This window comes from Enterococcus sp. DIV2371 (assembly GCF_050498525.1).
GTDB lineage: Bacteria > Bacillota > Bacilli > Lactobacillales > Enterococcaceae > Enterococcus_B > Enterococcus_B mangumiae.
Map to the genome: position 1 here is coordinate 1,690,059 of NZ_JBIPAJ010000001.1, position 20,093 is coordinate 1,710,151.

18 protein-coding genes are annotated in these 20,093 nt (G+C 39.3%); all 18 read right to left on the reverse strand.

What is annotated here, in order from left to right; translation table 11 throughout:
- Window positions 1–20: 20 nt before the first annotated feature.
- The 18 genes from IGL24_RS07950 to polA all read right to left on the reverse strand — a co-directional run bounded on the left by IGL24_RS07950 (window position 21) and on the right by polA (window position 20,070).
- Window positions 21–335: a PTS fructose transporter subunit IIB gene (locus IGL24_RS07950; protein WP_207699563.1), complete on the reverse strand. Its 315-nt coding sequence runs from the start codon at window positions 333–335 to the stop codon at window positions 21–23.
- Window positions 336–358: 23 nt separating this feature from the next.
- Window positions 359–808, reverse strand: a complete 450-nt coding sequence (locus IGL24_RS07955; RefSeq protein ID WP_206858874.1) for a PTS sugar transporter subunit IIA — start codon at window positions 806–808, stop codon at window positions 359–361.
- A gap of 1 nt (window position 809) precedes the next feature.
- Entirely contained in the window at window positions 810–2,717 is a 1,908-nt protein-coding gene (locus tag IGL24_RS07960; RefSeq protein ID WP_207699562.1) for a BglG family transcription antiterminator, read from the reverse strand.
- A gap of 281 nt (window positions 2,718–2,998) precedes the next feature.
- Complete coding sequence (gene clpB / locus IGL24_RS07965; protein WP_207699561.1) at window positions 2,999–5,608, reverse strand: ATP-dependent chaperone ClpB; 2,610 nt, start codon at window positions 5,606–5,608, stop codon at window positions 2,999–3,001.
- 216 nt (window positions 5,609–5,824) lie between these two features.
- Window positions 5,825–6,877: a lysylphosphatidylglycerol synthase transmembrane domain-containing protein gene (locus IGL24_RS07970; RefSeq protein WP_207115595.1), complete on the reverse strand. Its 1,053-nt coding sequence runs from the start codon at window positions 6,875–6,877 to the stop codon at window positions 5,825–5,827.
- A gap of 10 nt (window positions 6,878–6,887) precedes the next feature.
- Window positions 6,888–7,160: a DUF1294 domain-containing protein gene (locus IGL24_RS07975; protein ID WP_206857271.1), complete on the reverse strand. Its 273-nt coding sequence runs from the start codon at window positions 7,158–7,160 to the stop codon at window positions 6,888–6,890.
- Window positions 7,141–8,079, reverse strand: coding sequence for a diacylglycerol/lipid kinase family protein (locus IGL24_RS07980; protein ID WP_207699560.1), 939 nt, complete (start codon window positions 8,077–8,079; stop codon window positions 7,141–7,143). Before IGL24_RS07980 ends, IGL24_RS07975 begins: the two co-directional genes overlap by 20 nt.
- 200 nt (window positions 8,080–8,279) lie before the next feature.
- Complete coding sequence (pepT, locus tag IGL24_RS07985) at window positions 8,280–9,512, reverse strand: peptidase T (protein WP_206857260.1); 1,233 nt, start codon at window positions 9,510–9,512, stop codon at window positions 8,280–8,282.
- A gap of 14 nt (window positions 9,513–9,526) precedes the next feature.
- Window positions 9,527–10,651, reverse strand: coding sequence for a Nif3-like dinuclear metal center hexameric protein (locus tag IGL24_RS07990; RefSeq protein ID WP_429968424.1), 1,125 nt, complete (start codon window positions 10,649–10,651; stop codon window positions 9,527–9,529).
- A 1-nt stretch (window position 10,652) separates the two neighbouring features.
- Window positions 10,653–11,345, reverse strand: a complete 693-nt coding sequence (locus IGL24_RS07995) for a tRNA (adenine(22)-N(1))-methyltransferase (RefSeq protein ID WP_207699558.1) — start codon at window positions 11,343–11,345, stop codon at window positions 10,653–10,655.
- A gap of 229 nt (window positions 11,346–11,574) precedes the next feature.
- On the reverse strand, window positions 11,575–12,006 hold the full coding sequence (locus tag IGL24_RS08000) for an LptM family lipoprotein (RefSeq protein WP_206857252.1): 432 nt from the start codon (window positions 12,004–12,006) through the stop codon (window positions 11,575–11,577).
- 188 nt (window positions 12,007–12,194) lie between these two features.
- Entirely contained in the window at window positions 12,195–13,121 is a 927-nt protein-coding gene (dnaI, locus tag IGL24_RS08005) for a primosomal protein DnaI (protein WP_010735315.1), read from the reverse strand.
- Complete coding sequence (locus IGL24_RS08010) at window positions 13,121–14,491, reverse strand: replication initiation and membrane attachment family protein (protein ID WP_207699557.1); 1,371 nt, start codon at window positions 14,489–14,491, stop codon at window positions 13,121–13,123. Before IGL24_RS08010 ends, dnaI begins: the two co-directional genes overlap by 1 nt.
- A 22-nt stretch (window positions 14,492–14,513) precedes the next feature.
- The gene (nrdR, locus tag IGL24_RS08015; RefSeq protein ID WP_206857248.1) at window positions 14,514–14,999 is read right to left on the reverse strand and encodes a transcriptional regulator NrdR; all 486 of its coding nucleotides are present in this window, start codon (window positions 14,997–14,999) and stop codon (window positions 14,514–14,516) included.
- 466 nt (window positions 15,000–15,465) lie between these two features.
- Window positions 15,466–15,798, reverse strand: a complete 333-nt coding sequence (locus IGL24_RS08020; RefSeq protein WP_207115588.1) for a CsbD family protein — start codon at window positions 15,796–15,798, stop codon at window positions 15,466–15,468.
- Between the two features lie 58 nt (window positions 15,799–15,856).
- Window positions 15,857–16,477: a dephospho-CoA kinase gene (coaE, locus tag IGL24_RS08025; RefSeq protein ID WP_207699581.1), complete on the reverse strand. Its 621-nt coding sequence runs from the start codon at window positions 16,475–16,477 to the stop codon at window positions 15,857–15,859.
- The gene (gene mutM / locus IGL24_RS08030) at window positions 16,450–17,286 is read right to left on the reverse strand and encodes a DNA-formamidopyrimidine glycosylase (protein WP_206857245.1); all 837 of its coding nucleotides are present in this window, start codon (window positions 17,284–17,286) and stop codon (window positions 16,450–16,452) included. Before mutM ends, coaE begins: the two co-directional genes overlap by 28 nt.
- A gap of 138 nt (window positions 17,287–17,424) precedes the next feature.
- Complete coding sequence (gene polA, locus IGL24_RS08035) at window positions 17,425–20,070, reverse strand: DNA polymerase I (protein ID WP_207699556.1); 2,646 nt, start codon at window positions 20,068–20,070, stop codon at window positions 17,425–17,427.
- Window positions 20,071–20,093: the final 23 nt, after the last annotated feature.

The following is a 20,093-nucleotide window of genomic DNA, read 5'->3' on the forward strand; positions in this document are numbered from 1 at the left end:
TCTCCCCCACGAATAATTGATTAGTCGACCATTTTTAGCGCATCTTCGATGACTTTTTCTGCATTCTTGATTGGTGCTGCAACTGGTACTTTTAAAATCTGTTTTCCTTTGAAACGGTCTTCGTTTCTAACTTTTGTATCTACTGCAAAAATAACGACTTCGCCAATGTTGCAATCTTTTTCAGTTAGTTCATTTTCGATACCTGTCGCTCCTTGTGTTTCCACTTTGATCAAATCGCCACGTTTTGCTGCTGCTTTCTTTAATGCTTGGGCTGCCATGTACGTATGTGCGACACCTGTAGCACAAGCTGTCACTGCAATAATTTTTCTTTTCATCTTATTTTCCTCTTTTCGTTTGTTTATTCGCTCAATAGTTTTGCGATTTGTTCCTTATTTGTTTCAGTTTTTAGCTGTGCAGTAATCTCATCGTCCATCAATTTCATCGCAATTTCAGATAAGATTCTTAAATGTGTGTCGCCTTTTTGTGACTCTGGAATCGCCAATAAGATCACCACTGAAACTGGTTCTTCATCTAATGATTGCCAATCGATTGGCTGTTTCAGTCTAGCAAATACGATTGATGGTTCGATCACTGCCTCACTTTTCCCATGTGGGATAGCAATGTTATTGCCGATCCCTGTTGTTGAGTGTTGTTCTCGTTCTAACACAGACTGGATATAAGCTTCTTTGTTGCTGACTAGTCCGTTATTCGTTAACACTTCCCCTAATTGGTGGATCGTGTCTTCTTTATTGGTACTTTCCATATCTAGAAAAATATGATTAGAAGGTAATAAAGTTGCAATGCTCATATTAAAATTCCTCTTTCAAATAGTTTTTGATCTCTGTTTTTGTTCCTTTTAATAAATATTTTTTTTCACCAGATTCGATGATTTCCAGCATCGTATCGTAGACTTCTTCAAGCTCTTGCGCTGTTTCATCTTTGATACAGATGAAAAATAAATATTTGACTTTCGTTTCTCCCCACATCAATTCATTGGCCAAGCGTAAAAAAACGATTGCCGATTTTTTGACATATTTAGGGGCCCCGTGTGGTGTTGCAAATTTGCCAAAAGAGGTGAAAGAAAGTTGTTCTCTTTCTAAAGAGGAAGAAATGATTTCTTCTTCTGCATATCCTTTTTCGATCAACTGTTTCCCAATAAATTGGATCACTTCTTGATAATCCGCAAATGAATGATCCAAAAAGATCAAGTCTTCTTTGATCAAGTTCGCAAAGTGATTCATTGATTTTTCAGGTTTCTTTTGTGCATTCTCTAGAAACAACTCAATTTTTTGACGTTCTAATTTGTTCAGCACAGGCGAAACATTGATCGTTGGGATCGTATCCAGATTCAAGTTGACTGTCGATATCACTAGATCTTCATAGATCGATGTCTGCATCAGCTCTTGGATCGAAAGGATCCGCGAAATCTCGATTTTTTCATAATTTCTACGAATGCGAGCAGCTAAAAGTTGCGATGTTCCTTTCCCACTGCTACAAACAAGTAAGACACTGATTTTCTTTTGCTGTTTTTCTTCGGTTTGTTCCTTCATTGCTTGAATGTGTACAGCTATAAAAGCGACTTCATCTTCTGGTACGTTGATCGCGAAAGTTTGGCTCAATGCATTCGCGAGTTGGATTGCTTCCGTAAAGGATGCTGGAAAGTTTTTCTTCACATCCTGTAAAAATGGATTATGGATCAACAGTCCTTTTTGGATGCGTAGGACAGCTTCTTTGATGTGCATGACTAACCCTAAAAGGATGTTTTCACTGTAAAGGGTTACATTTTCATGGATCAGTAGCCGAATCCGTTTGTCCGTCACTTCTTTCATTTGTGTCGTTTGTTCAAGTAATGTATCGCCTTCCAAATGTAATTGGATATAGTGGACTTCAGATGAAGGTAACGTCAATGAAAAAGCTTTTTCCAGTTTAAGAATAAATAAATCGAATGGTTTATTTTCTCTTATTTTTCCATACACTTCTTCCGTTTCTAAATAGTTGTCCTCTCTGACTCGATCGATCATGATCAACAGATGGAGTAGCAGTGAATGATAGGTCGTATCATTCAACTTTGTTTGTGCGTCTTTTAGATATTCTTGCAACAACGTATCGACCAATGTGATGTTGTTCATGTCTATAAAGTCATTGACAAATGGAGGAATCCCTTGGATCGAGTGTAGATATAGCTGTTTCTTTTTGGTGATTTTCCAGTTACTCCCCCAAAAATAGTAAATCAAATCAAATGCTAAGCGCCTCTTTTCTTGCTCCGATAAGTTCAAAAAGGAACCTTTACCGGGTAAACGATCGATGCTGACATTGAAATGACGGAAAATCTCGTGGACTTGATTCATATCACCTTCTAATGTAGATTTACTTACGAATAATGTATCTTGTAGTTCTTGGCGAGTGAAATAGGTCTTTTTTTTCAAGAGTTCAAAACAAAGGAATTGAATCCGCTCTTTTTTAGAAGCTGGAACTGTTGCCACAGTCGTTGTATCAAGCTCACGTAAAATCTCTGTTGGATCACCGATGATCGAAACACCGATTCGTGGTTTTCTGATTAGTTCGATCGTTGTATCACGAAAGAGTTCATCGATCAATTTTAGTGATTGTGAAACTGTTTTATTTGACAAATTCATGTGTTTCGCTATTTTTGTGATCGTCGTATGTTGGTTCATCAAAATATATTGAATGATTGCTTTTTCCCGTTCATTGATCATCACTCTATCACCTCATCTACATTTACTATCTTAGCTTCTCTTACATTTTATGAAAACACTTACTTTTACCGTTTTGAATACAGTAATTCATAGGATTAGTGTTTGGTTTTCTCTCCGTCTTAATCTAAATTCCTCGGAGCATACGAATATTTAAGCAATTGTTTATTAAGTATAGACGAAAAAAAAAACCTGTCAAAGCAGAGACTATTTGAATAGTCCTCTGCTTTGACAGGTTCTGGGTTCAACTACATCAACCAACAGAATTAGATAAACAGTTGCTGTTATTCCTCTTCGGGTAAACTTTCTGTTGCGAATGCTAAATGATTATCAAACAAAGTGATCGTTACTTTTGATTTTGGCATGATTTTTCCAGCTACGATTTCTTTTGCCAATGGCGTTTCGACTTCTTTTGTAATGAATCGTTTCAATGGACGAGCTCCATAAGCAGGTTCATACGCATTTTCGGCAATCCACGTTTTCGCTTCATCACTGATTTCCAAGAGAATATCTTGGCTTTCTAAACGGTTAGCCAAATGAGCGACCATTTTTTCAACGATTCCTTTGACGTTGTTTAGACTTAGTGGCGTAAAGAGAATCGTGTCATCGATACGATTCAAGAATTCTGGTTTAAAATGCCCACGTAAAATCGTTCGCACTTGTTCTTCGACTTCTTCTGGAATCGTTCCTTCTGCTGTGACACCTTCTAGTAGCAATTGCGAACCAATGTTACTTGTCATGATCATCACCGTGTTTTTAAAGTCAACGACACGACCTTTTGAATCAGTTAAACGGCCATCGTCCAGTACTTGTAATAAAATATTAAAGACATCTGGATGAGCTTTTTCGATTTCATCCAGCAAGACGATCGTATATGGATTTCGTCGCACCGCTTCTGTAAGCTGTCCGCCTTCTTCATAGCCGATATAGCCTGGAGGCGCTCCGACTAAACGAGAGACGGCATGTTTTTCCATATATTCACTCATATCGATCCGCACCATATGGTCTTCGGAATCAAATAAGTTTTCTGCTAATGCTTTGGCTAATTCCGTTTTCCCTACACCTGTAGGTCCTAAGAAAAGGAAGGAACCTAATGGGCGGTTAGGATCTTGTAACCCAGCGCGCGAGCGGATCACCGCATCACTGACTGCATCTACGGCCTCATCTTGGCCAATGACACGTTTGTGGAGTGTTTCGTTCAACTTGATCAGTTTTTCTCTTTCACCTTCCACTAGTTTCGTCACTGGAATCCCTGTTAAACGACCAACGACTTGGGCAATTTCATTTTCAGTAACAGATTCTTGCACCATCTTGATGTCGCTGTCTTTCGTTTTTGCTTCTAATTCTTGTAGTTCTTTTTCTAATTGTGGAATCGTTCCATGGCGTAAAACAGCGGCACGTTCAAGATCATAATTGTTTTCTGCATCTTCTAACTCATGTTTTGCTTTGTCGATTTCTGCACGTTTTGACGAAACAGTGTTTACTTCTTCTTTTTCTGTTTCCCACTGCATCTTCATCGCATTGGCTTCTTCTCGAAGATCTGCCAACTCTTCTTGGAGATTTTTCAGACGTTTCTTACTTGCACCATCAGATTCTTTTTTCAAAGCGGCTTCCTCGATCTCCAACTGCATAAGCCGACGAGTAACTTGGTCCAATTCAGTTGGCATGGAATTCATTTCCACGCGGATCGTAGCACTTGCTTCATCGATCAAATCAATGGCTTTATCAGGTAAAAAGCGATCGGTGATATAACGGTCGGATAGTGTAGCTGCCGCCACTAAAGCATTATCATGGATATTGACGCTATGGTGAATCTCAAAGCGCTCTTTCAATCCTCGAAGAATGCTGATCGTATCTTCAACAGTTGGCTCTTTGACCAATACTTTTTGGAATCGGCGTTCTAACGCTTTATCCTTTTCCATATATTGACGGTATTCATCTAACGTAGTCGCGCCGATCAAATGAAGTTCTCCGCGCGCTAACATCGGTTTTAGTAAGTTACCGGCATCCATACTGCCTTCTGTTTTACCTGCCCCCACGATGTTATGGATCTCATCGATAAATAAGATGATCCGCCCATCACTTTTCTTGACTTCTTTCAAGACTGCTTTTAACCGCTCTTCAAATTCTCCACGGAATTTTGCTCCAGCGATCAAGGCGCCCATGTCTAAAGAAAAAATCGTTTTGTCTTTTAAGTTTTCAGGTACATCTTTACGTACGATTCGTTGGGCTAATCCTTCAACGATTGCTGTTTTACCAACACCAGGTTCTCCGATCAACACTGGATTATTTTTGGTTTTACGTGATAAAATACGGATCACATCACGTATCTCTTCATCTCGACCAATGATCGGGTCCATTTTTCCGCTGCGGACTTGTTGCACTAGATCGACACCATATTTTTCTAACGCTTTATATTGTTCTTCTTGGTTTTTAGAGGTCACACGCTCTCCTCCTCTCATGTCTTCGATATTTTTACGTAATTCTTTTTCATTCAGTCCTTGTTTTGTCAAATAAACAGTCAAGGGGTAATTTTTTAATTTCATCAAAGCTAAAAGCACGATCTCAGTCGATAAGAATTCATCCCCAAAGCTTTCTCTCAACTGATCGGCTTCGTTCAATAAATGAAAAAGATTTTGGCTAAGGTTTTGACCATATTGGACATTGCTACCTGAAACCGTTGGATATTCATCTAACACTCGATCGATTTCTTGTTCAAATGCGTCTGCATCGATCCCTGCATCCGTATAAAGATTACGTCCAAAATGATTTGGCTGTAAAAAAATCTTCCATAAATGGACGATATCGATTTCTTGGTGTTTTCTTGTCATTGCTACTTGTTGTGCTTCTGCAATCGCTTCTTGGAGCGTAGTTGTCATTTTTTCGCTATTCATATATTTTCCTCCTATGGTAGAAGTTGTTTAGTCAAAGTCAACTATAGCGTTGTCTTTAGTCCGAATCAATCCGTCTAAAGTCTCGTTTTCTTTGACCTTTACATGCTTATTATACTCATTTGGTCAGCTTTGGTCAAAGATTATACTCACTAAAAACAAATAGAATCCGGAAGATTTTTTCTTCCGGATTCTAAGTATATGAGTATCAAAAGCAAATCAGATTTTTCCTTTTGCACGCTTTTTTTCTGCCTTTACTTCGTTGATTTCTTGACGTAAGATGTTCCGTCTTTCTGCAATCACATAGAAAAAACCATAGATGAAAGGTAAAATAAACGAACCAAATCGGTAAAGCAATAAGGAAGAAACCGCATCAACTGTTCCAACCACTGGACGAAACAGTAAAAGATAAACAAACTCAAACGAACCAATGCCTGCGGGTGTTGGCAACACTCCTGACAAGACGACTGCAAAGCTAATAAATGAAAATGTCAAAAGAAAATCAAGTGTTGGATGATTTTCTACTAGAAAAAGGTAGGGCATGACATACCAACATAGTAGTTTCAATAGGTTCCAACAATAGATCCTGAGCAGCGCAGTGCGGTCTTTAATGATCGTTTGTACAGTTTCTCTTAAAGAATAAATTTGCGTGTTGCACGTATCGACCCAGCCTCGCAGGCGGTCACTTTTGAATAACCGATTGGAGACTTTGACGAAAAAGACTTGCAGATTCAAACTCACAGATATTGTTACTAGAAATAAGATGATCAAAGCCGTTAAAATGATCCCTGCAATGATGAACCAAATCATATTTGGTGCTTTTTCGTAGAACAAGGAGAATTGAACGATCAAGCCAATGACCGCATAAGTGATCACTGCTAGTTTGTACATGATCATATGCAGCGCAGTGACTCCCGCTCCTTGAGAAAATTTCATTCCTTTTTTATTGTAAAAATAAATTTCTGAAATTAGTGTACCAGTCCCAAAAGAGACGATTCGGTAAAAGGCAATATAACAAGAAGTCCAGAAGCCATCGCTTGTGCTGAACGAGTCAGAAAAAGGTTTTGCGATCTCTTTGATCGAACGCCCTTCAACGACTTGGTAAAGTGTGCCGAAAAAAAACATTGCCAGAAGTACTTGGACACTTGTTGAAAGCAACTCTTTAAAAATATCTGCAAAAGATTGATTGATCAAATAATAAATAATAGCAAGAATAGTAGTTACTAATAATAGATTAATGATAATTTTGATTTTTGTTCCTTTAGTAGACATGTATGACTCCTTAATGGAAAAAATAGATCAAGATGAGATCGATCATAATTCCTAGTATGAAAACGACCGTGAACTTTACTTTTTTGGTTTTGTGGCGAAATACACGCTGAGCGATCAGACCACCTAAACCCCCGCCTAACAAACTGACAAACAACAAATTACTTTCAGGAACACGCCATGCGCCTTTTTTTGCCTGACGTTTATCATACCCCATCAAGCCAAAAAGATACACATTGACAATGAACAAGTAAAACCACAAGGGATTATACATCAATACTTCCATCGCTTTCCTCCAACGATTGATTTTCTTCTTTTGGTACGTAGATCGCAATACCTTCTGGAATGACTTTTAATTCGATTGGCAAGTCGTCTGTCGTATCGCCATCTGTTCGAGTCGTTACTTTCTTTTCTCGTGCTTGGATATTGATTTGACTTGCAGTCATGTACTTGATACCAGGAACAGAATAGATTTTTCCTTTGATCATTCGAGGTAAATAAAAAGCAAAACGGAAAAAATCTAATGAAGGCACGATGGTGATGTGGAACTTGCCATCATCTGGTGCTGCGGAATCATCGAAACGAGTGAATCCTCCGACTGAGTTGGACATCGTGATCGTTAGTAATTGTGTCTTTCCTTGCCAATGCTCTTCTTCTGTTTTGATATCTAAATGATATTTTTTCTTTTTCAATAATAATTTCACGAAACGTTTGATAAAAATCCATGAACCATACTTTTGCTTTTCTTTTTGACTGATCCAAACGGCTGTGTCGGCTAATATACCGATCGTCAAAGTAGAAATCACTACTTTATCATTTACTTTTCCAAAATCGATTTTGCGGATCGATTCTTCTAACATCGCCGCTGCGGCTTCTTCTTTTTCAAAAGGAATGCCCAACACTTTCGCCAAGTTATTGATCGTTCCACCTGGCAATAAACCAACTTGATACTGGTCTAACTCATCTTGGAACGCTTGAATGATATGGTGGATGGTGCCATCACCACCGATGATGACCAATGTATCTACTGCATGTTCTTTCGCTTTTTGTCTCAATGTTTCATCTTTGATCGACGGTCCAGTTTCAGTTAAGTAGACCTCAAGTTCTGGACGATGTTCAGCAACATAGTCTTTGAACCAGTTTGCTAAGTCTTCCCCTTCGTCACTTCCTGAACTTTTGTTATAAAACACGAGTAATTTTTTCATGCGACTTATTCCTCCTACTTCCTGCAAAAAACAAGGGGGATGGATGCAAAAAACACTCACCCTCCCCCAATGAACAGTGTTACGAGTGCTGACCGAAGTCCCCTCGTTTCAATCATATGCCAACTTAGTCTGGCAATCAACCAACAATCCCAAATGTTTGTTTGAATTTTACTCTTTTTTATTTGTTGAAAACAGAGCGATTACGCTTGTGTATTCAATTCTGCAATTTTAACGATCACATCAGTCGCTTTTTCCATCACTTGTAGTGAGACAAATTCAAAACGCCCATGCATGTTTTCGCCACCGGCAAATAAATTCGGTGTTGGAATCCCTAAATAAGAGATTTTTGAACCATCTGTTCCACCGCGTACTGGTTCGATCACTGGTTTGATTTCCAATTCGATCATCGCTTTTTCAGCTAAATCAACGATACTCATATCTTTTTCAATGATTTCACGCATATTGTAATATTGATCATACATGTCTACTTGGATACGTTCTTGATCAAATCGTTGATTCATTTTTTCTTGGATGCTTGTGATCATTGCTTTTCGTGCTTCGAATGACTCACGTTTGTGGTCACGGATGATATAGCTCATCTTCGCTTCTTCAGGGCTACCTGTCAATGCCATCAAATGGAAGAATCCTTCGTACCCTTCAGTTTTTTCAGGTACTTCATCTGCTGGTAATTCATTATGGAAATCGATTGCCAATTGCAAGGCATTGATCATTGTGTTTTTCGCTGTACCAGGATGGACATTTTTCCCTTGGATCGTGATATTCGCTTGTGCAGCACTAAATGTTTCATACTGTAATTCTCCTAATGGCCCGCCATCGATCGTGTAAGCAAAGTCCACGTTGAATTGCTCGACGTCAAACTTATCTGCACCCACACCGATTTCTTCATCTGGACCAAAGGCAACTTTGATCTCACCGTGAGGGATCGAAGGATTTTTAAGCAAGATCTCCATCGCTGTCATGATTTCTGCAATCCCGGCTTTGTCATCTGCACCTAATAAAGTCGTGCCATCAGTTGTGATCAATGTATGCCCATCATAATTTGTTAAATTAGGAAAGTCTTTGGTATTCAATGTGAAACGACCTTCTTTATCTAACACGATCGTTGACTCACCGTCATAGTTTTCAATGATTTGCGGATTGACACCTACCGCATTGAAATCAGCTGTGTCCATGTGTGCAATAAAACCGATCGAACGCACGTCATGATCGACATTACTTGGCAATGTAGCAATCACAAAGCCGTTGTCAGCATTGTAAGTCACATCAGATAAGCCTAGATCTTCTAATTCTTTTTTCAATACTTGCGCAAACTCTACTTGTGTTTGAGTAGATGGCGTAGTGTTGCTTGTTGGATCGGATTGTGTTTCCGTTTTGACGTATCTTAAAAAACGTGGTAATAGATTTTCGTACATAGATGACTCTCCTTTTATCTAAATTCAAATGGATTGGTTGATGTTTCTGAAACAAAAAAGTCAACCTGCCAATTCTCTTCTTTTTTCCAACTCTCAAACTTTTCAACAAATTTTTCTTTGCATAATGATTCGATATAATGACCAGGATCGATTGCCGCCAATCCGGCACTTTGCATGTCTTGTGCGGTATGGAAATAAATATCCCCCGTAATATAGACATCTGCGCCTTGTGCTAGCGCTGCGGGATAAAATTTCTCCCCACTACCGCCACAGATTGCCACGCGTTTGATCATTTTTTGCGGATTTGTTGTTGGTCGAACCACACGTAAACCGTCTAGTTGAAAGACTTCTTTCACCTGTTCAGCAAAATCATCCAATGATTGTTCCATCGGTAATTCACCAATACGACCAAGTCCCCATGTTTTGACTGGGGCATCGATCGAGAACAGATCAAAGGCTGGTTCCTCGTAAGGATGCGCTGCAAACATCGCTTCTAAAACATTTTTTTCAATTGATTCTGGAAAAATCACTTCAACTTTTGCTTCTTGGACTTGTTCGGGACGGCCCACTTCACCAATTGTCGGGTTTGCCCCTGCTATTGGTCGGAAACGACCTTGTCCGACAGAAGTAAAACTTGTACTGTCGTATGCGCCTTGTTCACCTGCACCTGCTTTGGCTAAAGCAGCCCTTAAACTTGGGGCATCGTCGACTGGCAGATAGCTGATCAATTTTTTATATCCTTGTTCATGCGTTTTGACAAGATAGCCGGTTACATCAAGTCCTAGTTTTTCGCAAAACCAATCATTTAAGCCATCTTCGATAATATCCATATTTGTATGTGCCGCATAAACAGCAATATCATGCTTTAACAAATCAGCATACATTTTCTCTTGCGGAGAATCAGTGATCAAGCGTTTGACTGGTCGAAAGATTGGCGGATGCTTGGCAATCAAAAGATCGATTTTTTTCTCAATGGCTTCAGCAACAACTTCTGGACGGACATCTAATGTCATCATGATACGTTCGATTGGTTTATCCAAAGTACCGATATGCAACCCCACAGGATCGCCTTCTTCTGCTAACCATTGTGGACAATAACTTTCAAATTTTTTGATGAAGTCTTGCGCTTTGATAGCCATACTATAAAACCTCCTTGATCCAATCCACTTCTTGCTGGATCGTCTCCCGTCTGTTTTGTTCACTCGCATTTTTTAACTGCTCTAAGATCACTTCACGTTGTTTCAACTCACGTTGCCACTTTGCTAAAAATATTTCGTTTTTCTCTGCGAGTAAATGTGGACCAAACATCAAGTCTTTTTCAGAATAATCGATCGTTTGCTCTTTCTTTTCTGCTACGATGATCTCATAGATTTTTTTATTTTCTTCGAGGATCTCTTCTGCAATAATTTGGTAGTTGTTTTCCTTTAGCCATGTTCGCAAGGTTTTCTCCCCAATGTTAGGCTGTAAGATCAAACGTTCCTCACCAGATATTCGCTGATTTTGTCGCCCAGCTTCCAAGATGTCACGAATCAGAGAACCACCCATTCCTGCAATCGTGATCGCATTGATTTGATCTTTCTTTTCGATTGCATCTAATCCATTGGCTAAGCGTACCTCGATCCGATCTGCCAATCCATTTTTCATCACTTGTCGTTTCGCTGATTCAAAAGGTCCTTTAACGACTTCTCCGGCTACCGCATAGTCGATTTTACCTTTTAGCATTAATGCAACAGGCAAATAAGCATGATCTGAACCGATATCTGCTAGACGAGCAGCATCTGGTACGAAACGTCCGACAGTTTCAAGACGTTTCGATAAATCTGTGTGATTCATTTTTCCACTCCTTAACTACTGAATGCTTGGCTATGAACAATTTTTATGCCTTTAGCCAAAACATGTCTATAAGCATAAACTTACTAGTTGTTATCTTATTTTATTCGACAACTTTTTTCTAACACCTATCATAACACTTGTTTACGTTTAATAGAAAAAAGAACTGGGCATTTGTCCCAGTCTTTTTCATTCATCAATCAAAAAAACGTTGTTCGATTTCTTTACTTGATTATTGAACAGTGATCTCGATGATCGAATTCCCAGGAACTTGTGGCGGGATCGACATTGTCATAACTGCCATTTCGACTAATTTGAATTCGACTTTTTCTCCTTCTTTCAAGGAATCGACACCACCAGTGATTTGATCCACTGAGGCATTCAAGATCACGCCATCATTGCTGAATGAAGAACCAATATTCGCTGGATCTTCTATTTCTTTTACATCTTTGATAGTGATTTGATAAACATCACCTTCAGCTTCACCGAAGCTTTCGATCGTACCAGTAAATACACTTTGTTTTTGTTCGGTAGAACTATCTGTTTCCACTGTCGATTCTGCATTGATCGAATCGATTGAACCTGTACTTCCTTCTTCGTTACCACAGCCTGTCAATGTAAATAAGAGACCGGCAGCAACTAGACCAGTTAAAATAGCTTTCATCATATATCCTCCGTGTAATTTCTTGCGTTACTCGTTTTTGATGATTCCATCCGGTTATTTCTTCAAGTCCATGGATTCGTTTCATCTTAACTTTGTTCATTTTATGAAAATTTTATTTGAAAAGGTGAAAATCAGTGACAGTAGAGTAGATACTCCAACCTGTAATTTGTCGATGATCGATTGAGACATTAGCCATTTCGGCGATTTCGTCCTGTCATTTCGATCTCTTTTGTTAAATAGCGGATCCGTTCCATGATCCGTTTTGCTTTCAATGGTTCTTCATCGCCACGTTGTGTCACAGTCAAATGCTGTTCTAATTCGTTCATCGTGAAGTTTGATGAAAAGAAAGTTGGTAATTGTTCTTGCATGCGATATTGTAGGATCACGCCAAAAACTTCATCACGAATCCAACTGCTCATTGCATCTGCTCCGATATCATCGATCATCAGAATCGGTGATTTCTTCACAGCATCCAATTTTTCCGCCACTTGGTCTTTGCCGATCGCTTGCTTCATTTCAACTGCAAACGTTGGAAAATGAACCAATGTGGTCGTAAATCCTTTGATCGCCAATTCTTTTGCTGTTGCGCCTAAAAGATAAGTTTTCCCAATACCAAAACTACCTACCAAATATAACCCCTTATGGAAGCTTTTAGGATCAGCTGAGTATTGTTCAACAAAGTCTAATGCTTCTAAGCTGGCATATCCACGTCCATCGGTTCGTTCAAAGTTTTCAAAGGAAGCAGACTGAATGTCTTTTGGCATATCCATTGCTTTGACACGACTCTTGATCTCTTCTTGTTTTTGACGAGCTAAAAGTGCTTCTGTCGGTACATACGTCACATCGACGTAATGGAAATTCAAAGTCAATTTAGGTTCATATCCTGGAGCGATCATGGTTGGGTCATTTGTTTGATATTTCCTTTTTTCCTGTACGTATTCATAAAGTTTGGCATAACTTTTTTCGATATCTGCTTGAGTCAATCGGTCTTGATGGGCTGACAGAAAGGCTTGAACATCCGCATCATTCAAAACTTCAGCAATCATCTCGGAATATTTTTCTTGGTAGTTGCGTTTACTGATGATTTTCTTCAGTTCTTTTCCCACATCTTCCATTAGCTCTCACCTTCCTTTTTAGCCAGATACTCTTTAAAGCGACGATCGATCTCGGCTTTTTTCTCTGTACTGATTTGTGTTTCGTCTTTCGGTTGATTGACCCAATCTGGTAATTTTTCTCTTCGGACATTGCGTCGATAATTTGAGGAATTGTTTTGTTTGGTCGTTTTCGGTTGTTTCGCCTTTGTCTTCAAGGTATGAAGATGTTCGATGGCTTCTTCAGGGGTGTTGATTTTTTTCTGAGCCCACTCATTCGCAATCGTATTGACAAAGCTCGCATTTAAGCTTGCATGATTCTTGATGACTAATACGTAGTTGATCAAAATATTGATGACACCGCTAGATAAACCGGATTGTGAAACTAGATCTTGCAACAGCCAATTTTCTTGTTTAGAGACGTACCCGCCTTTTTCTTTTTTTATCGCTTCGAGATAACGCATCGGTGGGGTTTGTCGTGCCACTTGGATCAATTGTTGTGCCGCACTAGGTAAAGCTTGATTGACTGCCGTACTTATTTCAGCCGGTTCCTCAGTCTCTAAGGTGTTGTCTGTACGTTGTTGTTGCTGGCGTACTAAGACGATTCTTTGGAGTTCTTTTAAAGACACTTCTTCTGTTGTAAAATCAAAGGACTGTAAAATCAGTTCTCCTAAAGTCAGCTCATCAAAACCATAGAGCTGCTGATACATTTTGGCTTGTTGGAGGACTTCTTCTTTCAATTGGTTTATATGTTGTTTCTTCAACCAATCAGTCAAAAACGGCCAGTCAAACGAGCTAGACTCTTCGATCAGTGATTTTCTTTCACTTGGTGTGAATCTTTGTTGGATCGATTCCACTTGTTCTTGGTTTGCTGCATAGACTGTTTCATTGAACCGATACACGTCTAAAAACTTTTTAGTGACTTTTTGATACCCTTCATGCGAAAGATTTTTTGGTTCGAATAACTTGGTCAATTGGCTAAAACGACGTTCACCGACTTTTTCTAGAAGTAAAAAAGAAAGTAACGTATCGTTGAAAAAGGCGGTCACACCCATCGGTTCTAACAGCTCATAAAGAAAACAACTGCCTAAGCTTTCATCGTTTTTGAAATAAACTTCTAAAAGACCGATTCCTTCTAATTTCTTTCGTGCTTCATAAAATTGTGGTAAGCCACAACTCAAACTGCTCAATAGATCAGCATGTAAGCTTTCTGGACCTGTCCCAGTTTCTAACGAGATCTCAGAGTATAACGTCAAGTACAGACTCAACGCTTCTCCGCCGATCAAAGGTTGGTAAAGGGATAACAAGGCAGACTTTCCTTCTTCTTTCAAAGGACTGCTTTTTCTTCCTTGGTAAATATTTTTCGGTTGTAATTCTTTCCACGCATTTTCCAAGGAATACACCCTCCTTTATTAATTACGCGTCATTTTCGTTATTGCTTGTATCTTTTGCTTTATCGACAATGTCTTGCAGTTCTTTTAAAAAGACAGACATATCTTTGAACTGACGATACACACTTGCAAAACGAATATAGGCGATTTCATCTAAGTTTACTAAATCTTCCATGACATATTCGCCGATCAGATTCGTTGAAACTTCATTTTCGCCAAGACTTCTTACTCGATTTTCTACATGGTTGACGATTTGTTCCATTTGTTCCATCGCAACAGGCCGTTTTTCAGCCGAACGGATCAGGCCTCGTAAAATCTTATCACGATTAAATTCTTCACGTTCACCATTTTTCTTGATGACCAATAGTGGTGCCGCTTCGATTCGTTCAAAGGTAGTAAAGCGGAAGGAACATTTTTCGCACTCGCGGCGTCTTCTTATTGCTCGACCATCGTCCGCTTGGCGACTATCGATCACTCTTGAATTGTTGTGTTGACATCTTGGACATCTCATCGTAATTTTCACCTCTCTTGGTGTAATTTGATCGCTTATTTGTTTGAATCAGATGAAGTTGGTACATCAGTCAACTCGTCACACCAGAAAGAATCTATGGTGTTCAAAACGCTGAGTTGCAACACTAAGCTTAAAAATTATAAAATATGAAAAGAATTTTTTCAATTTTTAACTTACTGCTCAGGTCAACGTACTTTTCACAACCTCATTGCTGAGTATCTGTTGATTTTTTCATCCACGGAGTCTCTAAGAAAAGATCAAGTGGATCGTAATAAACGTTTTCTTATTACTGCTTTTAGTATAACATGAAACAATTCCACAATGCGACTGTCCTAGTCAAAAAAACGCATGATGTGAAAGATTTGCTGTGTTTTCTTGTAGACAAACGAAAACAGACTGGTCATGGTCTGACCAGTCTGTTTCTTTTCTTCTTGATTTTCTGTGTCATTTTGACTTCTAAAAAGCTTTACAGCTTTTCTTCAATGCCGGTGTATCGTTTCATACGCTCTTCTTCGATCTTTTGTTCTGTTGAGCGATGATCCATTTGGGGGTCTTGATTTTCTTTACGAATTTCTTCAGGATCTTGACGTTCTTTAGTCAAATCTTGTCGTTTTGACTCTTTTTCAGCATGTTGATCTTCTAATTCAGCAATTCTAGCACGGTACTCATCTTCACGGATCTTCCCTTCTTCCGCTTGGATCTGTCCTTTTTCCAGCAAGTCTTCTTTATGGAAAATCTCGCCAATTTTTTCTTTCGCAGAACCTACTACCTTGTCTTTTTGGTTTTTGAATGTACCCATCGTATCATCTCCCCCTCTTTCTTTTATATAAATAGCATAGCAAAATGTTGCAATTTACTCAAAGAAAGCGATTAAACGACAACCATTTTTTGATTTCGTCCGATAAATCTTCTTTTGTTTGACGATTATCGAATACAATATCTGCGCGACGTTTCTTTTCCTCAATGGATAGTTGGCTCTTGACCCGTTGTTCTGCTTCTTGCTTCGTTAGTTGATTCCGTGCCATCAATCGGTCGATTTGTTGGGATTCTGGAATATAAACGACTGCAACAGCATCCATTTGAGCATCATAATGTCCCTCAAATAATAATGGAATATCAACTACCACCAACGGATGTGTTGCTTTGTTTTTCACGATTTCTTCAGTGATTTTCCCGCGGATAAATGGATCCAATACTTGATTCAATTGCTCACGAGCGGTCACAGAACCAAAAATCAATTGGCCAAGTTTTTGCCGATCTAATTGACCATCCTTTTGCAGTATTTCTTTCCCAAAAGCTTGAACCAGCGCCTGGAGTCCGGGTGTTTCTGGTTCAACGACTTCTCTTGCCACTTGGTCTGCATCGATCACCGGAAAACCATATTGCTGAAATACAGCCGCCGCAGTACTTTTACCCGTTGCGATCCCACCGGTCAAACCTAACACAAATCCTACTTGGGTATTCTTAGTTTCTGACATGTTGGACAATAGTGTGTCCCCCTTTGCGCAACTTTCGTTTTCACGATTGGTGTTTGACAACGCACACACAACTCGCCTGTTTGACCATAAACATGTAACGCTACTTGAAAACTACCGGATTCTCCTAACGCATTGAGATAACTTCGGATCGTTGTGCCACCAGCTTCAACTGCTCGAGATAACACATCGATGATTGCTTGACGAAGCAGCTTGATTTCTTTAGGACGTAAAGAATCTGCGGGTTGTTCTGGGTGGATCTTCGCTTCCCACAACGCTTCATCTACATAGATATTTCCAAGACCAGTAACAAGTTTTTGATCAAGTAATAATGGTTTAATGGCTTTATGTGATTTTTGTAGACCTAAAGTGAAATCTTTCAATAAAAATAAATCTGGTAAAGGTTCTGGACCTAATTTCAAGATTCCTTTATACGTATTGCTCGCACCTTTTTCCACAATCGTCATACGACCAAATTTCCGGACATCGTGGTAACGCAATTGGCTGCCATCTTCAAAAGAAAAAATCACATGTGTATGTTTATCGATTGGTTCATCGTTTTCAACGTATTGATACTTTCCTTCCATACGTAAATGAGAGATCATGTCATAATGACTTAAATGAAAAATCAAAAATTTCCCTCTACGACCGATTGCTTCGATGGTTTCCCCAACCAAGGTTGCTTCAAAAATCGGCACCTCTGGTTGTTCAATGATTCTCGGCCACAACACTTGGACGTTTTTGATTTTTTTGTTTTTCACTAATTTCTCTAATCCTTTGCGGACCGTTTCAACTTCTGGTAATTCGGGCATGCTTTTTCTCACCTGCAATTTTTACTTATTTGATTGAACTCCCACGTTCTTTTTTATCGAAAAAAGAAGCTCTTGAATCGAACGAAACCGACCCAAGAGCTTCCCTCGATGTTTGTTTATCGGTGTAACAGTATAGAATTATTTGGCTTCATACCATGTTTTGCCCCAGCTGCTGTCTGTAATCAATGGGACATGTAAGGCGACCGCCTGTTCCATTACTTCACTCACTAATTTATCTAACATTTCCAATTCACTCTCTGGCACTTCAAATACTAGTTCATCGTGTACTTGAAGTAACATCGTCGCTTGGAGGTTCGATTCTTTCAAACGTTTGTCCAATTCGATCATGGCGATTTTCAAGATATCCGCCGCACTTCCTTGAATCGGCGTGTTGATCGCTGTACGTTCCGCAAATGAACGAATGTTATAGTTTCTTGAATTGATATCCGGCAAATAACGACGGCGATGATATAAAGTTTCCACGAAACCTTGATCTTTCGCTTCACGAACGATTCGTTCCATATATTCTTTCACACCAGGATACTTTTCAAAATAAGTATCGATGTATTGTTGTGCTGCTTTACGAGTGATTCCTAGATTCTGCGATAAACCATAATCAGAGATCCCATAAACGATACCAAAGTTGACTGCTTTTGCCTGACGTCGCATATTTGGTGTCACATCTTCTGCCTTTTCAATCCCAAATACACGCATGGCAGTACTTGAGTGGATATCTTGCCCTTCTAAAAAGGCAGCTTTTAGATGCTCATCATCTGAGATATGCGCCAACACACGTAATTCGATCTGTGAATAGTCAGAAGAATAGATCAACCAATCTTTATCTCGCGGAACAAAGGCTTGACGGATCTTACGCCCTTCATCCAAACGGATCGGAATATTTTGCAAGTTAGGATCGACCGAACTCAAACGACCTGTCTGTGTCAATGTCTGAACGTAACGAGTATGGACTTTGCCGTCCGATTGGATCACTTTCAACAAGCCTTCGACATAGGTCGATTGGATTTTAGCGATTTGACGATAGATCAAAATATCATCCACGATTGGTGCTTGCTCACGTAATTGTTCTAAAACATCGACAGCTGTTGAATAGCCAGTTTTCGTTTTCTTGATCACTGGTAGACCCATTTTTTCAAACAGGATCACACCTAATTGTTTTGGCGAGTTCAGATTGAACTCTTCGCCAGCTTCTTCATAGATTTTTTGCTCGATCTCTCGCAAACGATCTGAAAATTCGATTTTCATTTCTTGTAGACGTGTGGCATCCACTTTGATTCCGCTGATCTCCATTTCAGCTAAAATGATCGACAAAGGCAATTCCATTTTACGGAAAAGATCCTCTTGATTTTTTTCTGCAAGTTCTTGGCTTAGTTTAGGAGTCAACCCATTGATTGCTGAAACTTTCCGTGCTAAGTGAGCAAAGAAAACTTCTTCATCTTCTGGCAATCCTTTCTTCGCGCCTTTTCCGTAGATCGCTTCATCCGATTGGATATCATGATAGCCATAATGCGTAGCAACACCTTCAATGTCGTCACTTTTCTCATTGGTATCCAATAAGTAAGCACCTAATAAGACATCGAAATCGATTCCTTGTAGTTTGGTCGCATAGCGGTTCAATGCTACATACGTGCGTTTCGCATCATAGACATTTTTCAAACGCGTCTTATCCCCGACCCATGAAAGAAATGCTTCATTTTCAAAAATCGCTAAGTCATTTGTGACATAGATTTTTTCTGATGTTCCCCAAGCAACACCAACGATGTCTTCCGTGTGGTAGTTATCCCCCATCATTTCAACATATAAAGCCATATTCGTCTGGAACATGCTTTCATCATATTCATGGACGACTTCAAACAAAATATCCTTCATCTCTGCTTGTTCTTCGACAACATCTAATTTAGCAAGGAATTGTTTGAAATCCATTTCTTTGAAGAAAGGCACTAACTTTTCCAAATCTTTCCCTTGGTATGCAAGAGAATCAATATCGACTTCCACTGGTGCATCGGTATCGATCGTTGCTAATTTTTTTGATAAGAAAGCCTGCTCTTTATCATTGATCAGATTTTCTTTCATCTTGCTTTGTTTCATTTCATCGATATGCTCATAGATTCCTTCAACTGAGCCATATTGGTTCAACAGCTTGATTGCTGTTTTTTCGCCGATTTTAGTTACACCAGGGATATTATCTGAAGCATCACCTGCTAACCCTTTCATATCGATGATTTGATTTGGTGTAAGTCCATTATATTTTTCTGCTACGTGTTCTGGCGTATAGCTTTCAATGTCACTTACACCTTTCACTGTGATATCGACTTTGATTTCTTTTGATGCCAGCTGTGTCAAATCTCGGTCACCTGACAAGACAACCACATCAAATTTTTCTTTATCTACTTTTTCTGCTAAGGTCCCGATGATATCATCCGCCTCATAGTTTGGCAGCTCGTAATATTTCACGCCTAGTCCAGTTAAAAGTTCACGGATATAAGGCATTTGTTCTTTGAATTCTCCCGGTGTTTTTGAACGTCCACCTTTGTATTCAGCATACATCTCTGTTCGAAATGTCGTTTTCCCTGCATCAAAAGCAACCAAAACATGCGTCGGCTGTTCTTTTTGCATGACGTTCTCAAACATATTATGAAAGGCATAAATAGCGTTTGTGTGTAACCCATTACGATTTTTAAAACGTTCCAACGAATTGTGCAGCGCAAAGAATGCACGAAATGCCACACTATTTCCGTCAACGAGTAATAATTTATTTTTTGTCATCCGCTTAACTCCTTACTATAAAG